Source organism: Paenibacillus sp. FSL K6-1096, assembly GCF_037977055.1.
In the GTDB taxonomy this organism is placed as follows: domain Bacteria; phylum Bacillota; class Bacilli; order Paenibacillales; family Paenibacillaceae; genus Paenibacillus_AQ.
In genome coordinates, this window is the sequence record NZ_CP150274.1 from 588,939 (window position 1) to 602,999 (window position 14,061).

At 56.5% G+C, this 14,061-nt stretch carries 13 protein-coding genes; 7 read left to right on the forward strand and 6 right to left on the reverse strand.

What is annotated here, in order from left to right:
- Positions 1 to 97 precede the first annotated feature (97 nt).
- Both MHI24_RS02600 and MHI24_RS02605 read left to right on the forward strand, forming a co-directional pair.
- Positions 98 to 958 (forward strand): AraC family transcriptional regulator, encoded by an 861-nt coding sequence (locus MHI24_RS02600; RefSeq protein ID WP_340024009.1) that lies wholly within the window; start codon positions 98 to 100, stop codon positions 956 to 958.
- A gap of 105 nt (positions 959 to 1,063) precedes the next feature.
- Positions 1,064 to 2,170 (forward strand): glycoside hydrolase family 88 protein, encoded by a 1,107-nt coding sequence (locus tag MHI24_RS02605; RefSeq protein ID WP_340024010.1) that lies wholly within the window; start codon positions 1,064 to 1,066, stop codon positions 2,168 to 2,170.
- 101 nt (positions 2,171 to 2,271) lie between these two features.
- Here the strand turns inward: MHI24_RS02605 and MHI24_RS02610 are convergent, their stop codons facing one another.
- Entirely contained in the window at positions 2,272 to 2,913 is a 642-nt protein-coding gene (locus tag MHI24_RS02610) for an alanyl-tRNA editing protein (protein WP_340024011.1), read from the reverse strand.
- A 129-nt stretch (positions 2,914 to 3,042) separates the two neighbouring features.
- Positions 3,043 to 5,160 carry a glycoside hydrolase family 52 protein gene (locus MHI24_RS02615; protein ID WP_340024012.1) on the reverse strand — a complete coding sequence of 706 codons (2,118 nt, stop codon included), beginning with the start codon at positions 5,158 to 5,160 and terminating at the stop codon, positions 3,043 to 3,045.
- A gap of 179 nt (positions 5,161 to 5,339) precedes the next feature.
- On the opposite strand from MHI24_RS02615, the gene MHI24_RS02620 reads away from it, so the two are divergent.
- From MHI24_RS02620 to MHI24_RS02635, 4 genes are all read left to right on the forward strand, one after another.
- A complete protein-coding gene (locus MHI24_RS02620; RefSeq protein ID WP_340024013.1) occupies positions 5,340 to 6,305 on the forward strand; it encodes an AraC family transcriptional regulator in 966 nt (321 codons plus the stop codon).
- Entirely contained in the window at positions 6,302 to 6,652 is a 351-nt protein-coding gene (locus MHI24_RS02625) for a cupin (RefSeq protein ID WP_340024014.1), read from the forward strand. Before MHI24_RS02620 ends, MHI24_RS02625 begins: the two co-directional genes overlap by 4 nt.
- A gap of 232 nt (positions 6,653 to 6,884) precedes the next feature.
- On the forward strand, positions 6,885 to 7,640 hold the full coding sequence (locus tag MHI24_RS02630; RefSeq protein ID WP_340024015.1) for a YdcF family protein: 756 nt from the start codon (positions 6,885 to 6,887) through the stop codon (positions 7,638 to 7,640).
- Positions 7,641 to 7,699: 59 nt separating this feature from the next.
- A complete protein-coding gene (locus tag MHI24_RS02635; RefSeq protein ID WP_340024016.1) occupies positions 7,700 to 8,527 on the forward strand; it encodes an aminoglycoside phosphotransferase family protein in 828 nt (275 codons plus the stop codon).
- A 315-nt stretch (positions 8,528 to 8,842) separates the two neighbouring features.
- Here MHI24_RS02635 and ybaK read toward each other — a convergent pair whose 3' ends face one another.
- The 4 genes from ybaK to MHI24_RS02655 all read right to left on the reverse strand — a co-directional run bounded on the left by ybaK (position 8,843) and on the right by MHI24_RS02655 (position 12,992).
- Entirely contained in the window at positions 8,843 to 9,325 is a 483-nt protein-coding gene (gene ybaK, locus MHI24_RS02640; protein WP_340024017.1) for a Cys-tRNA(Pro) deacylase, read from the reverse strand.
- A 20-nt stretch (positions 9,326 to 9,345) separates the two neighbouring features.
- Positions 9,346 to 9,597, reverse strand: a complete 252-nt coding sequence (locus MHI24_RS02645; protein ID WP_340024018.1) for a YolD-like family protein — start codon at positions 9,595 to 9,597, stop codon at positions 9,346 to 9,348.
- A 144-nt stretch (positions 9,598 to 9,741) separates the two neighbouring features.
- Positions 9,742 to 11,157, reverse strand: coding sequence for an aspartate ammonia-lyase (gene aspA / locus MHI24_RS02650; protein WP_340026586.1), 1,416 nt, complete (start codon positions 11,155 to 11,157; stop codon positions 9,742 to 9,744).
- A gap of 185 nt (positions 11,158 to 11,342) precedes the next feature.
- Positions 11,343 to 12,992 (reverse strand): hypothetical protein, encoded by a 1,650-nt coding sequence (locus MHI24_RS02655; protein WP_340024019.1) that lies wholly within the window; start codon positions 12,990 to 12,992, stop codon positions 11,343 to 11,345.
- A 226-nt stretch (positions 12,993 to 13,218) separates the two neighbouring features.
- On the opposite strand from MHI24_RS02655, the gene kduI reads away from it, so the two are divergent.
- Positions 13,219 to 14,052 carry a 5-dehydro-4-deoxy-D-glucuronate isomerase gene (kduI, locus tag MHI24_RS02660; protein ID WP_340024020.1) on the forward strand — a complete coding sequence of 278 codons (834 nt, stop codon included), beginning with the start codon at positions 13,219 to 13,221 and terminating at the stop codon, positions 14,050 to 14,052.
- The last annotated feature ends 9 nt before the right edge of the window (positions 14,053 to 14,061 follow it).

Below are 14,061 nucleotides of genomic sequence, written 5' to 3' on the forward strand. Positions count from 1 at the left end.
AAGGAAGCTGCCCCGGGTAGCCTCTCCGGCAAATGACTATTATAATAGGAGCAATGAAATGTTTCTATTTTGTCATTACGGGGAGCTGGCTTGCAGCATGATGAAACAGCTGTTTGAACCGATTCGATTCCCGGACCGGCAATCGCTGATCTGGCAGTACCGCCTCTATACCGATGATCATTACAAGGGCTACTACCACTGGCACCAGTGCTGTGAGATCATGCTCGTCCACAGCGGGCAGGGCAGCATCGTGGTCAATCAGCAGATGTATGACATTAACCGCGGCATGCTGTTCTTCTTCCAGCCATATCAGCTTCACCGGGTCTCTTCCGAGGTATCTCCGGACAGTCCGTTCGTGCGTACCCTCTTCTATATCGACCCGCTGACGGCAGAGCACCTGCTGCAGGGCTTCGGCAAACGCAAGGCCGTCTTCACCGCATTATGGCAGGACAGCAGCAGTACTTGCGGGTTCAACCTGGGGGACAGCACGGAGGCGGCAGAGTGGGCCTGCCGGAACTATAATATGGGCCGCCGGGCCGCAGCAGGGGATGATTCCGAGGATATCACCCTCCTGCTGCTGCAGCTTCTTGACTGCATCGGGACAGGCGGGAGAGCGCCTGAAGGAACAGGAGAGCGGCGTAATCTGCGCTATTCTGAGCAGATGATGAGCTGGATTGAAGCCCATTACCAGGAGGAGATCACACTGGAGCAGCTTGCCGCGCTGACCCATCTGTCGAAATCCTATGTCTCGCGGATCTTCCATCAGGAGACGGGCAGCCGGCTGATGGATTACCTCACCGCCCGGCGGCTGAAGCAAGCCTGCCGCCTGCTGGAGACAACGGATTTATCTGTCGAACAGATCGGAGCCGCTGCCGGCTTCCCGAATCCGTCCTACTTCAACCAGCTGTTCAAGCGGGTGCTCGGCACCACGCCGCTGAAATACCGGAAGGAACGTTGAGAATCAGGACAATAAAACAACATTTTCTCATATTAAAGTGCAACTTCCTATTATCCGAAAGCGCTATACTGAGGCCATATCCTATATTCTATGGAGGCATCAGCGATGAACACAGCCTACTGGCAGGAAGTAATGAACCGTCTGGACAAGAAGGTATCCGGCATGAACGCACAGATGGACGGGCGGAGTCCGCATGCTGCCGGAGCAGACGGTAAATATGATAATCCCGCAACCGACTGGTGGACCTCAGGCTTCTGGCCCGGCATGCTCTGGGTCATGTATGATATGACCGGCAACGAAGCCTATAAGGATGCTGCCTGGCCCTGGGACGGGAGAATTGGACAATGGTTCGCGAAGCCGACCGAAGAGCTGCATCATGACGTCGGATTTCAGTTCCTGGCGACAGCGGTGTTCAAGCATACGCTGACCGGGGATGCGGACGGCCTCCGGCTGGGGCTTGAAGCCGCTAATTATCTGGCAGCGCGCTACAATCCGGCGGGCCGGTTCATCCGCGCCTGGAACGGGGACAAGCACGGCTGGGTGATCATCGACTGCATGATGAACATCTCGCTGCTGTTCTGGGCCAGCCGGGTGACCGGTGATCCGCGCTACAGCCATATCGCCGTAAGCCATGCCGAGACAGCTATGACTTATGGCGTGCGTGAGGATGGGTCCACCAAGCATATTCTCTCCTTCGATGCTGCGACCGGTGTGTATATCGAGAACTTTGGCGGACAGGGCTATTCCCCAGAATCCTGCTGGAGCCGGGGATCTGCTTGGGGGCTATACGGCTTCACGAACACCTACCGTAACACCGGGGACGCGCGCTTCCTCAATACTGCCAAGCGCATAGCCCATTATTTCATCGCCGCTCTCCCGGATGACCACGTGCCACACTGGGACTTCAGGCTGGCAGATGACAAGCGTATGTTCAGAGACAGCTCGGCTGCCGCGATTGCCGCCTCCGGCCTGCTGGAGCTGGCAGAGCTGGTACCGACGGGCGAGCAACGCGTGTATGCGGATGCCGCCCAGCGCATCCTGCGCTCGCTGACAGAGCACTATGCCACCTGGGATCAGCCGGAGCACGAGGCCATTCTGCTGCATGGCGCGGCCAGCGGCGATTCGCTCACCGATGTGTCGCTGATCTACGGCGACTACTACTATGTCGAAGCCGTAGCCAAGCTGAACGGCTGGAAGCACCGGGTGTTCTAGTTCCAGGCAGGCTGCAACAGGCTCAGGCAGCTTGCCTGGACGCGTGAGCCGAATGTAATCGGAAAACCGATTACATTCGGTGCTGCGTGGGCACAGTTGTTTTATTCACATAAATAGATTTCGATTCTTTCTTTCCCTCTCCCGATATTATTCCGCTTCAGCTTTATTTCTCCAACTTCACCTGTTTTCTTCAAATGAGTGCCGCCGCAGGAGACCTTTGAGAAGCCTTTAACCTCCCAATATCTTCGTCCATTTGCTTCGTCGCTGAAGGCACTAATAATGTCCAGATCTGCCTCAACGATCTCTTGGAATTCTTTCCCGATCCAAGGAAAGGATTTTGAAATGTTCTCATGCCATGCGAAATCTATGCGGGCTTTATCTTGAGAGATATGAGCGCCTATTTTCTCTATACCTGTCAACTGCTTATAAGCTAATTCTAGTACAACCTCCGCAGCAAAATGCAGCCTCATAAGTCTGTAACGACGTTCCCAATCTACAGTCATCGTCACCTGATCACCAACTTTTAAGTCATGCCCTTCTTCTATTGTATAAATGATTTCATGACCCTCTTTTTGGGCTTGATGGACGGAATACCCGTGAATTAATCCTGTATCACTCTCTTGTCCTCCAGAGAAAGCATACAAGATGGTTCTTTCCACTGTAATGTCATTGCCATTTACACTGGATACACGAGTATCTAATTTTGTTAAGTATGGGTCTGTCCAAAATACTTTTTCGACCATATTAGCACCTCTACTTTTGTTTATTATATTATACAAAAATAACAATATAAAAAACAAACAGCAAATCCCCGCCATGGGAGATTCGCTGTTTGTTTTGTTGCCGCCGGACATTTATCCGGCTTCAACTGCCTATGCGCGCTGCTCTTCCAGCCACAGAATGGCCGTGACCCCACGCGGGTAATATTTGCTGCCGGTAATCTCGCCGGAGATAATCTGGTCGCTCCAGCTCCAGATTGAGAGCTCAGGATGCGTGAGCCAGGCGCTATGGGCCTGATCGGCGGCGCGTCCCTGCTCGGTCCATTCCAGACCGAGAATCTGCCGGGCGATGAACTGGGAGAGATAGATTTTGCTCAGCCAGCTGTTATTGCTGGTGGAGGAGATTTTCCAGCCGCCGTCGGCGAACAGGCAGACCCCTTCAACCAGCACCGCCTTCAGGTGAGTGTCCAGCGCCTTAATATACTCTCCGAACCGTCCCCCGCGCTCAAGTGCTTCCTTGCAGCCGGTGAAGTACGGGAACACCAGACCTTCGATGGCCGGAATAATCTTCGAGTCGTTCCCTTCCCCGATGACTGCCGGGATATAGCCGTCCTTCGTCACGCTGGCCACAATCGTGGCCGCGCAGAGCTCGGCCTGCCGGCCCGCCGTCTGTGACAGCTCGGCATTGCCGTTCTCGCGGAAGATCCGCTCCATGGCCAGATACGCGGCCCAGCATTTGCCCGCCAGATAAATATTGTTGCGCGCCTGGCCCAGGGAGACGTCCAGACTGTCATAGGTCGTAATCTCCGCGCCGCCCATTGTCCGCGAGCTGTCCAGCGCCATAACGCCGTTACGCTTCGCCGGATCGGGATGATCCCGGTTCACCATGCTCTGCAGACAGCTCTCCAGCACGGTCAGATTGCGCTCCATCCAGCTGCGGTCGCCTGTGTGCTCCACATAGACGGCCGCTGTAAGAATCCAGTTCACCAGCTGCTCATGGGTCATATGCGAGAAGCAGCCGTCGATGCCATACAGCTCATAAGAGGAATACCCCGGACGCGACACCGCATTGGCTACCCCCATATCATGGGTGAAGCTCAGTCCGCCCGGATATTCGGTCTCATCGCCCGGGAACCGGACGGTATCCACATAGCTGAACCGGTCGACGAACATATCGAGTTCATTGCGTACGGTCCAAGGGTTCATCTTCAACTCATAGAAAAGCTGGTCAACCGTCAGATCGAACGTATTCATCATCCGGTATTCGCCTTCATTGACAATCCAGAACGGCTCGCCCTTGTGGCTCAGCAGCTGTGTCGAACCGTAATAACTGCGGATGGCGTGAGCCAGCATGAAGGTCTGGTCTTCACTGAGGCCCGTTCCCTCCAGCATGGCATTCGCCTGTTCAGCCTGCTGCTTCAGCGTATCGAACTGTGACAGAGCGTAATCCGCCACCGCCTCCACATTGCTGTAATAGCGGTTGTAGTAGTAACCGGCATCCATCCCCGACGTCACATAGCCGGAACGGTGGAAGCAGACCGCGAAACGGTACGTCTTCCGCTCTCCTGCCGGAACATCCATAATCAGCGCTCCGACCTGGCCCAGACCGAAGGTCCAGTTCTCCTCCAGCTCGGCTGCGAGAATATCCTCCATTGTAAAATGCATCGCCGCCTTCACACTTCCCTGCTCGGCGGCAACCGCCAGGAACCGGCCCTGGCCGACGCCCGTCAGCTCAGCCTGTCCTCCGTCGAATCTTCTCAGCGCACTGTAGGGATCATTCCCCTGGAAGCCGAAGAAGGCGCGGCGGGCCGAGCTGCCGGATGTATTATCCACTTCAAGCTCTACCAGCACCGCCGGCAGCAGTACCTCCTGAAGCTCCGCATCCGAAGCGGACTGCGGGTCTGGAACCGGCCGGACCGGCGAGAGAATGCGGAAGGTCAGATCCCCGGCCTGCCAGGTATCGGTCGCCAGGCGGAAATCGCGGGTAATCTCCTCATCCCCGTAGTGAAAGAGAATCTGCGGCTTATCCGGGTTCGGGTCGGGATTCTCAATGTCGTAGCGCTTGCTCTCATCATCGCTGCCCTGCTCATGGAACGGCAGCGTATCGTAACCGCGGCCATCCCTCCGCTCCAGGCCGATATATATATTCTGTCTGGGCGGTCTGCCCAGCTCCAGGTCGAAGCCGCCGGATGCTCCCTTGAATCCGAGGGTGAAGCTTGAGAAAGACCCGATCGGTGAATGATGGGCGTTGAAGAATTTATTCGTTGGCATAACGTAAATGCACTCCCTCCAGGCTGTCTCCCGGCAGACTGCCGGGCTATAGCTCTATGTTAGCGCGGCTTCCGCCGGGGCAACAGGCGCAAAGCCGCCATTTATTTGGACAAATCTGCCTTACCCTGCGGCCTATGCTATAATAGAGCCATCTTGCCATACAGAAGAAGAGGTTGACTATGAATGTATTAGATCCCGGTACACAGCACTCCGTGGACGGACGCATGTCCCCGGATATTCAGGCTGCCTTCCATATCTTCGCCGCCCATTGGCGCAAAGTGAACAGGGAATGGCAATATCCGGCCCATACCCATCCGATGTTCGAGATCAACATCGTGCTGCAGGGCTCCCAGCGGATGACGGTCGGGGGACAGTCTTATCTTCAGCACAGCGGGGAGATTCTGTTCATCCGCCCCGGTGTGCAGCATTCCAGCCTGGGCTCTGATTCCGGGGAGGACATGTCCTATTATTGCCTGCATTTCGACATCGATGACCTGGTGCTGCGCCGCTCGCTGCTGACAATGGATACCGTCAGCCTGAGCGGAGACACCCCGGAGCTGGCGGCCATCCGCTCCTCGCTGGATGCCATCATCAGCTCGACGATCCTCCCGGATGCCAGCGACGCCCAGAGGGGCCGGCTGGTGGCGCTGAATGCCTCGCTGCAATTCTTCGCCGCGCTCAGCGGCTGGGTGCTGGCAGCCCTGCCTTCCCCGGCCCGGAGCACGCTGCCGGGTGTCACCGAGAAGACGGTTGCCCTGGCGAATGCCATTGAAGGGCTGCTGCAGGAATCGGTCTTCACCGCTGCAGCAGAAGGCAGCCGAGCCGGCAGCATCGAGGATATCGCGGCCCGGCTCGGCTACAGCCCGAACCACTGTAACCGTGCCTTCCGGCAGATCTACGGGCTGCCGCCAAGGCAATATCTCTCCGGGCTCATTATCCGCCATGCCAAGCTGCTGCTGCTGGACAACAGCCTGTCGGTAGAGAGCATCGCTTACCAGCTCGGCTACCGCGATGTCTCCCATTTCAGCAAGCAGTTCAAGCGCTGGACCGGCCTGCCTCCGATGGGCTACCGCCAGCTGGCGGAGGAGCCGGGGAAGACGAACGAGGGAGCGCCCCTCCCCCGCTTAGGAGGAGGACCCCAATGAAGATATACAATTTCAAACTAGAATCCGGCAAACCCGTAACAGCCTTCAATTCCAATTTCATCCTATCCCGGATCATCCAGACTGAGGAGAGAACGCATATCGGCTGCGTATATCTACGACACCAGGGAGTAATAGGTTTTCATCAGGCGACATGTCCGCAGCTGCTGTTAATTCTGAACGGTGAGGGGTATGTGCGCGGAGAGGAAGCTGAATTTACAGCTGTGAGTGCAGGTCAAGCCGTCTTTTGGGAGCAAGGGGAATGGCACGAGACCCGGACAGATTCAGGATTGACTGCAATTATTATTGAAGGTGATTCGCTGAACCCTGCCGCCTATATGACTCTCTGACTGACAATGAAGAGGACTGGGATTCCGCTTCATTTGGAAAACCACCGAAAGCGCACATGGAGGACACATGAAGCACGAAGCAGCGCAGCCCCGATCCACGACTTGTCGAATCAGCAAGTCCAATTGAGAGCTCCAGCCGGACTTGTGGTACCATATAACTAGAATCGAGCTGCTATGCGGATGAATTTTTTGTTAAATATCTTGTATCCTATATGTAAAAGTTGGTGAACCCTTGATCTATTTCATTAAATTCGTCTACAGCTTTGTGCTGCCGCCCGGCCTCTTCGTCATCCTGCTGCTCGGTATGGCGGTCTGGCTATGGAGACTGCGCTCCCGCCGGCCCGCGCTGGTGCTGCTCGGCATCACCCTGCTGCTCTACCTGTCGATGACCCCGGTCGTGAGCGACCTGCTGATCGGCAGCCTGGAGCGCAAATATGCTCAGCCCTCCGCCCCCGAGGGGGATGTCATAGTCGTGCTGGGCGGCGGAGCAACCTCCGGCACCCCGGACCTGGACGGGCAGGGCAATATGTCCGGCCCGGCGTCGAACCGGCTGCTGGCGGCAGCGCGGCTGTACCGGGAGACCGGGCTGCCGGTGATTTTCTCCGGCGGCCAGGTGTTCGCGGACAGCGGCAATGAAGCCGACATCGCCAAGCGGCAGCTCATCGGCCTTGGCATTCCGGCGGAAGACATCCTGCCGGAGAACCGCTCGCTCAATACGGAGCAGAACGCGGTCAACACCGCGAAGCTCATGCAGGAGCATGGCTTCAGCCGTCCGGTGCTCGTCACCTCCGGCTTCCACATGCCGCGCAGCATGGTGCAGTTCGAGCATGCCGGTCTTGAGCCTCAGCCGTTCCCTGTGGACTACCAGGCCAGCCGTCCGATGTCCCTCTACGCGGGCAAATTCACCCCCACGGCCGGGTCCGTCTCCACGACAGGCCTGGCGCTGAAGGAATATCTCGGCCTGCTGGCCGCGAAGCTGCTGCCTTAACATTTGCTGGCTGGCAATGCGGGCAAACGTAATTTTGATTAGTAAGTGAGGGATCTCAAATGAACCAGACGAATGAAGAACGCCTGACCGGCGGAAATGTGAATGAGCTTGTGCGGATCGGCGACACCGTGCGTCGTCCTACAGGATATTGGAGTCCCAATGTTCATGAACTGCTGCTCCATCTGGAGCAGCAGGAGTTCGCCGGAGCGCCGCGCTTCTTCGGTCTGGATGAGGAGGGACGCGAGATCGTCTCCTTCCTGCCCGGAGAGGTTGCCGGGAATGATTACCCGGAGCTTGCGCCCTACATGTGGTCAGACAGAGTGCTTACCGGGATTGCCCGCCTGCTCCGCCGGTATCATGACGCCACCCAAGGCTTCGTCCCTAAGGCGGATAGGCAATGGCAGCATATCTATACGGGGGCCGAGGCGCAGGAGGTCATCTGCCACAATGATGCCGCCCCGTACAATATGGTGTTCCAGCATGAGCAGCCGGTAGCGCTGATTGATTTCGATACGGCCGGACCCGGCCCGCGCATGTGGGATATCGCCTATTCCCTCTACACCTCAGTGCCGCTGGCGGGCTTTGCGCCCGATTATGCTACAGGGTCCACAGTGGCCTATGACAGCGGGCTTCATGGGGCAGACCGCGGCCGGCGGATCAGCCTGTTCTTTGAAGCTTACGGATTGCCCGTCCCGGAGGATCTGCAGAGCTGGGTCATCCGGCGGCTGCACGCTATGTGCGATACGCTCCGCAAAGGCGCTGCCGAAGGCCATCCCGCCTTCGTCACCATGGTGGAGGAGGGCCACCTGGCCCATTATGAGCGCGAGATTGAGTTCGTTTCCAGCCATTACGGAGAATGGATTTCACCGGACCTGGGCCGCGAATAAGCAGCCGTAATGCTGCACTGAACAAGAACAAAATTTGGACCACGCGCCTCTGCAACGCCGAATGTATTCGGTTTTTCATATACATTTGGCCAACACGCCCACACACCGCCCAATGTGTTCGGTTTTTCGCATACATTCGGCCTTCACGCCCCCGCCATACCCAATGTATTCGGTTTTTCGATTACATTTGGCCCACGTACCTCTGTAGCTGCAAATTGTATTCAGTTTTTCATATACATGCCCGGCTCTTCATCATTTCCTAATCAATCAAAAAGGCCGGAACCCTATAACCATAGGTGTTCCGGCCTTTTGACGTTACTGCTCATCCTTGATGAGATCCGCAAATACGGCAGACACGGCTTCAGCCAGCAGACCTGGCGCAAGCTCCATCTGCACGCCGATCCGGCCTGCGCTGACAGCGATGGCCGGAAGGGCCTCCGCGCTGCTGTGAATGAACGTCGGATACAGCTTCTTCATCCCTACCGGAGAGCAGCCTCCCCGCACATACCCGGTCCACTTCAGCAGCTCCTTAAGTGGAAGCATCTCAATCTTCTTGACTCCCGCAGCTCTCGCTGCCTTCTTCAGATCCAGCTCTTCCGCCACCGGAATCACAAACACATAAGCCTGCGGGCCGCTGTGCGCGACCAGGGTCTTGAATACCGTCTCAGGAAGCAGGCCGATCTTCCCGGCCACCGCATTCCCGTGGATCTCCCCATCCCCGCTGTCATAGCTGTGAATGGTGTAGGATGTCTTATGCGCATCAAGAATACGCATTGCATTGGTTTTGCTCACCTGCATGTCCCGTTCCCTCCCGGCGGTTAATCCCGCGGATAATTGACCTGCATAATATCCATGAACGGAACCTTGGTGATGACTTCATTCTGCCTCAGATGCACCTTGCCGGTACGCGAGTCCATCGTAACGATTACGCCGCGGACCGCTTCCTCCATTCCCCAGACCGTGAGCAGAATCTCAGATTCCTCCTGCTGTGCCTCCACGAGCTGGTTGCCCAGCTCCTCCAGTACGAACTCGTCACGGGTGGGCCGTTTTGCCACTTTTGCCTTCGCCACACTATGCCTCCAGTAAGCCATTACAGAATATATGATAACGCTGGTGTAAATGCTCCTTAACAGTATACCATGTCCGGGAGCCTGATTTTACACGAATCGTGATGATGTATGGCTTACTTGTGCGTTCACAGTAACTACTGGCCCTTAATCGTTATGCAAAAGCGCCGCTCCCGCAATCCCGGGATGGGTCATTTCGTACGGATCAAGGATCAGATTCAGCTCTTCCTCGCTCAGCACATTGTATTTCAGGCACAGGGCGCGCACGGATTCTCCGGTCAGAATAGCTTCACGGGCGATCCGCGAGACCACCTCATAGCCCAGGTGCGGATTCACAGCCGTAATGATCCCGACACTCTGCTCCACTTCACGGGCAAGCTTCTCCTTGTTGGCTTCGATGCCCGCCAGACAATAGTCGGTGAAGACCTGGAAGGAATTGTTCATGATGCTGATTGACTGGATCAGATTGAACACCATCACCGGCTCCATCACGTTCAGCTCCAATTGGCCGGCCTGGGCGGCGAGACAGATCGTATGATCATTGCCAATCACCTGAAAAGCCACCTGGTTAATCACCTCGGCCATCACCGGATTCACCTTGCCCGGCATAATGGACGAGCCCGGCTGGCGGGCCGGCAGCGTAATTTCAGCCAAGCCCGAGCGCGGTCCGGAGGCCATCAGGCGCAGGTCATTGGCGATTTTGGACATATTCATCATGCAGACCTTCAGCGCCGCCGAGACCTCGGTGTAGGCATCTGTGTTCTGCGTGGCATCAACCAGATGCTCTGCGCTGACCAGCGGCAGGCCGCTGATCTCGGACAGCAGCTCCACCACCCGCTTAATATAGCGGGGATCGGCATTAAGGCCGGTACCGACCGCGGTCGCGCCCATGTTCACCTCATAGAGATGGCCCCGCGTATGCTCGATACGCTGAATATCACGCTCCAGCACCCGGCTGTACGCCTCGAACTCCTGGCCCAGACGAATCGGCACGGCATCCTGCAGATGGGTGCGGCCCATTTTGATCACCGGATCGAATTCTACGGCCTTCTGCCGGAACACTTCATGCATGTTGCGCATGGTGACAAGCAGCTGCTCCAGCAGTGATAGCGTTGCGATATGTATCGCTGTCGGGAATGCATCATTGGTCGATTGCGCCATATTCACATGGGTGTTGGGGCTAAGCTGCAGATAATCGCCCTTGGCCTTGCCCAGCAGCTCCAGCGCACGGTTGGCAATCACTTCGTTCGCATTCATATTCAGCGAGGTGCCCGCTCCGCCCTGAATCGGGTCAACGATGAACTGGTCATCCCATTTCCCGCCGATCACCTCATCCGCAGCAGCCACGATAACGTCACCAAGCCCCTTATAGAGCCGTCCGATTTCCATATTGGCGAGTGCGGCCGATTTTTTGACAATCCCCATAGCCTTAATCAGCTCATGATGCACACGGTAGCCGGTAATCGGGAAATTCTCTACCGCCCGAAGCGTCTGTATCCCGTAATAAGCCTGATTCTCGACCTGCTTGCTGCCTAGAAAATCCTTCTCCAGCCGGTATTCCATCTCTGTCACACTGCTCCCCTCAAGTCATGCGCAGCAGATTGCTCTGCTGTCTATAGTTGTCTTATTCTTCCCTGGCGTCTGTAAGGATATGACAATAATCACAATTTTACAGCTGCCTGCCCTCATAATACCCTATGGGGTGCTGAAAGTACAAAGAATAATGGAAGCAATGCTGAACTGCGGACTTACACTGAATATTCGTCAAAAGAAACCGGCTTCCCGTAGATCTGCGCCTGGGCCTCACCCGGTCCCGCAGCCCGTAGCTCAAGCCGGTCCCCGGAGAGCCACGATTCATATCCGGCCGACAGCACGTTCCCGTCCGCAAATACAGGTGCCCGCTGCGCGGCGGCTGCGGCGAAGGCCTGAGGCCCGGAGATTCCCAGTGCTTCCGCCTGCGTTGCACTCAGCGCCTCAACCACGGCTCCGCCGCCCTTGCCTTCGCACACGATCTCCAGATAATCCGGCCGCTCCAGCAGCGAATATCCGTGCATAAGGTAGACGGCAAAATATACACCACCCGCATATCCGAACAGCGCCTGCGGCTGTCTGATCCATTGGCCTAACGGCAGAACCCCGGTAACTGCGGCGGTCTCGTCTTCGGGAACCGGGAACAGCGACATAATGGTATTCCGGTGATACAGCACCTCCATATACCGGCTCTGATGCCGCGGATCGCCCGCGCTGTAGCCTTGCCCCGGATGGAAGAAGTAGAGCCGGTTCACGCCTTCAGCTGCTCCTACCGGCAGCGAGAAGGACCAGCGGAGCTGTTCATTGTCGAACTCCTCCACCCGCTCCCACATGCCGCCTGCCGCATAATCCCGGCAGATGTAGGCGTAAGAATGCAGCGCTGGCTGGCGCACCTGTGATCCGGCAATTACTTTCTCCGTTGTGGCCCGGACCTCCACCGGCGAGTCGCGGTTCACAGCGGTATGACGCGCCTGCTCAGGCGCTTCATAGAACAGGAAGCCCGCATATTCAGTGCGCGGCATCGCTGCGGGCAGCGCGAAATCGCCGAACTGTACATAGTCATGCAGCAGATTGCCGTCTGCCGGAACATCATGCGGCCAACCCCTGGAATGGGCCCCCGCCCACGCTCCCCGCAGATACCACCGGCTCCGTTCGGTCCACAGGAAGTCCAGCATTTCGCCAAGGAGTCTTTTGGTATCGCTGTCCTCTTCCAGCTCCCAGGCGCAGGTGAAGGCCTGCACCCAGTGCCAGAACCATGGCAGGCTGCCATATTCAGGCATCCCCTTCGTCCGTATATGCGCAAGCGTAATCTCCAGACTGTGCCTTCCGTCCTCCAGCAGCTCTTCGTCCCCGAACAGCCTGCCGAAAATCAGCTTCGCCGCTGTATATTTCGCTTCATGATGGCTGAATTCCGCTACCTGCTTCCGAAAGAAGCCGCTGCGGTAGATATGGCCGAGCGCGGTATGGAAGGCCACCCGCAGCCCGGCACTGAACTGTGCGGAGTACCGCTTGCAGAACCACACCATCAGACTGCCCATAATCTCCACCGGCAGCTCATGCGGAGCGGCCTCCCTTGGCACGGGAGACAGGCTCAGCGGCCAGTGTCCATAGAGCGCAGTCCCCGGCCTGCGGTTCTGGAGCAGCACCGTCTCCAGCAGCACCGCCTCCGCCTTCTGCCTGGCTTCCTCCCGGCCAAGCGGAAGCTCCCGTGCATCATCTGCCGCAGCAGCAAATAAATAGGAAGCATAATAGAAGTTATTCCGCACATCATCATGGAACCATAATCCGCTGTCCAGCAGCGGGCGGCGGCATGCCTCAGCCGCGATGGCGGAGATGATCTCCTGCCGGCGGCTTGTATAAGCTATCATTTTGCTCACACTCCATCATGTATTTTTCCTGCCTGGATGCTGTCTGTAGCTCCCGGCGTTTCAGCTCTATTGTGCACACTTTCCGTTCATATGGCAATCACTTCAGCAAATAAATGAACTAAAATAAACGTACTAAAAAAGATTATGCCTTGCAAAGTGAACGTAAATGAATTAAATTGTACCTATACGAACGAAAATATGTTTTTCTAAGGAGACTGAATATTCGATGGAAAGACGTTTTGCATCACATCCGAATGAAGTGAAGCAGTTTGACACAGAACGCCTGCGCAAGGAGTTTCATATCCCGGTGATTTTCGCTCCGGACGAGCTGAAGCTTGTGCTGACCCATGAAGACCGGATGATCATCGGCGGCGCCAATCCGGTGAACGGCGAAGTGGTGCTGACCACGGATCTCAAGGAGCTGGGCGTCACCTACTTCCTGGAGCGCCGGGAGCTGGGGGTCATCAATGTCGGCGGCAAAGGTTCGGTTGTTGTAGACGGAACTGAATATGAGGTTGATTTCAAGGAATGCCTGTATGTAGGGCAAGGTTCGAAGGACGTTGTATTCAAAAGCGCGGACAGCGCCAAGCCGGCCAAATTCTATCTGAACTCCGCTCCGGCGCATCAGTCCTACCCGACTGTGAAGACTACCCTGGCTGAATCCGAATCCGGCGCCATGGGCGGTCTTGAGAATTCCAATGAACGTACCATTCACCGCTTCATCCATACAAACGGCGTACAGAGCGCACAGCTTGTTATGGGGATGACCCAGCTCAAGCCGGGCAGCATGTGGAACACGATGCCATCCCACACACATCCGCGCCGGATGGAAGCGTATTTCTATTTCGACCTGCCGGACGATTCCATCGTCTTCCACCTGATGGGCGAGCCTACCGAGACGCGCCACATCGTCATGCATAATGAACAGGCGGTCATCTCGCCAAGCTGGTCCATCCACAGCGGTGTGGGCACTCATAACTATACCTTCATCTGGAGCATGGCCGGAGATAACAAGCGGTATGACGATATGGACCCCGTAGGCATGAAGGAATTACAATAGAAGCAAATC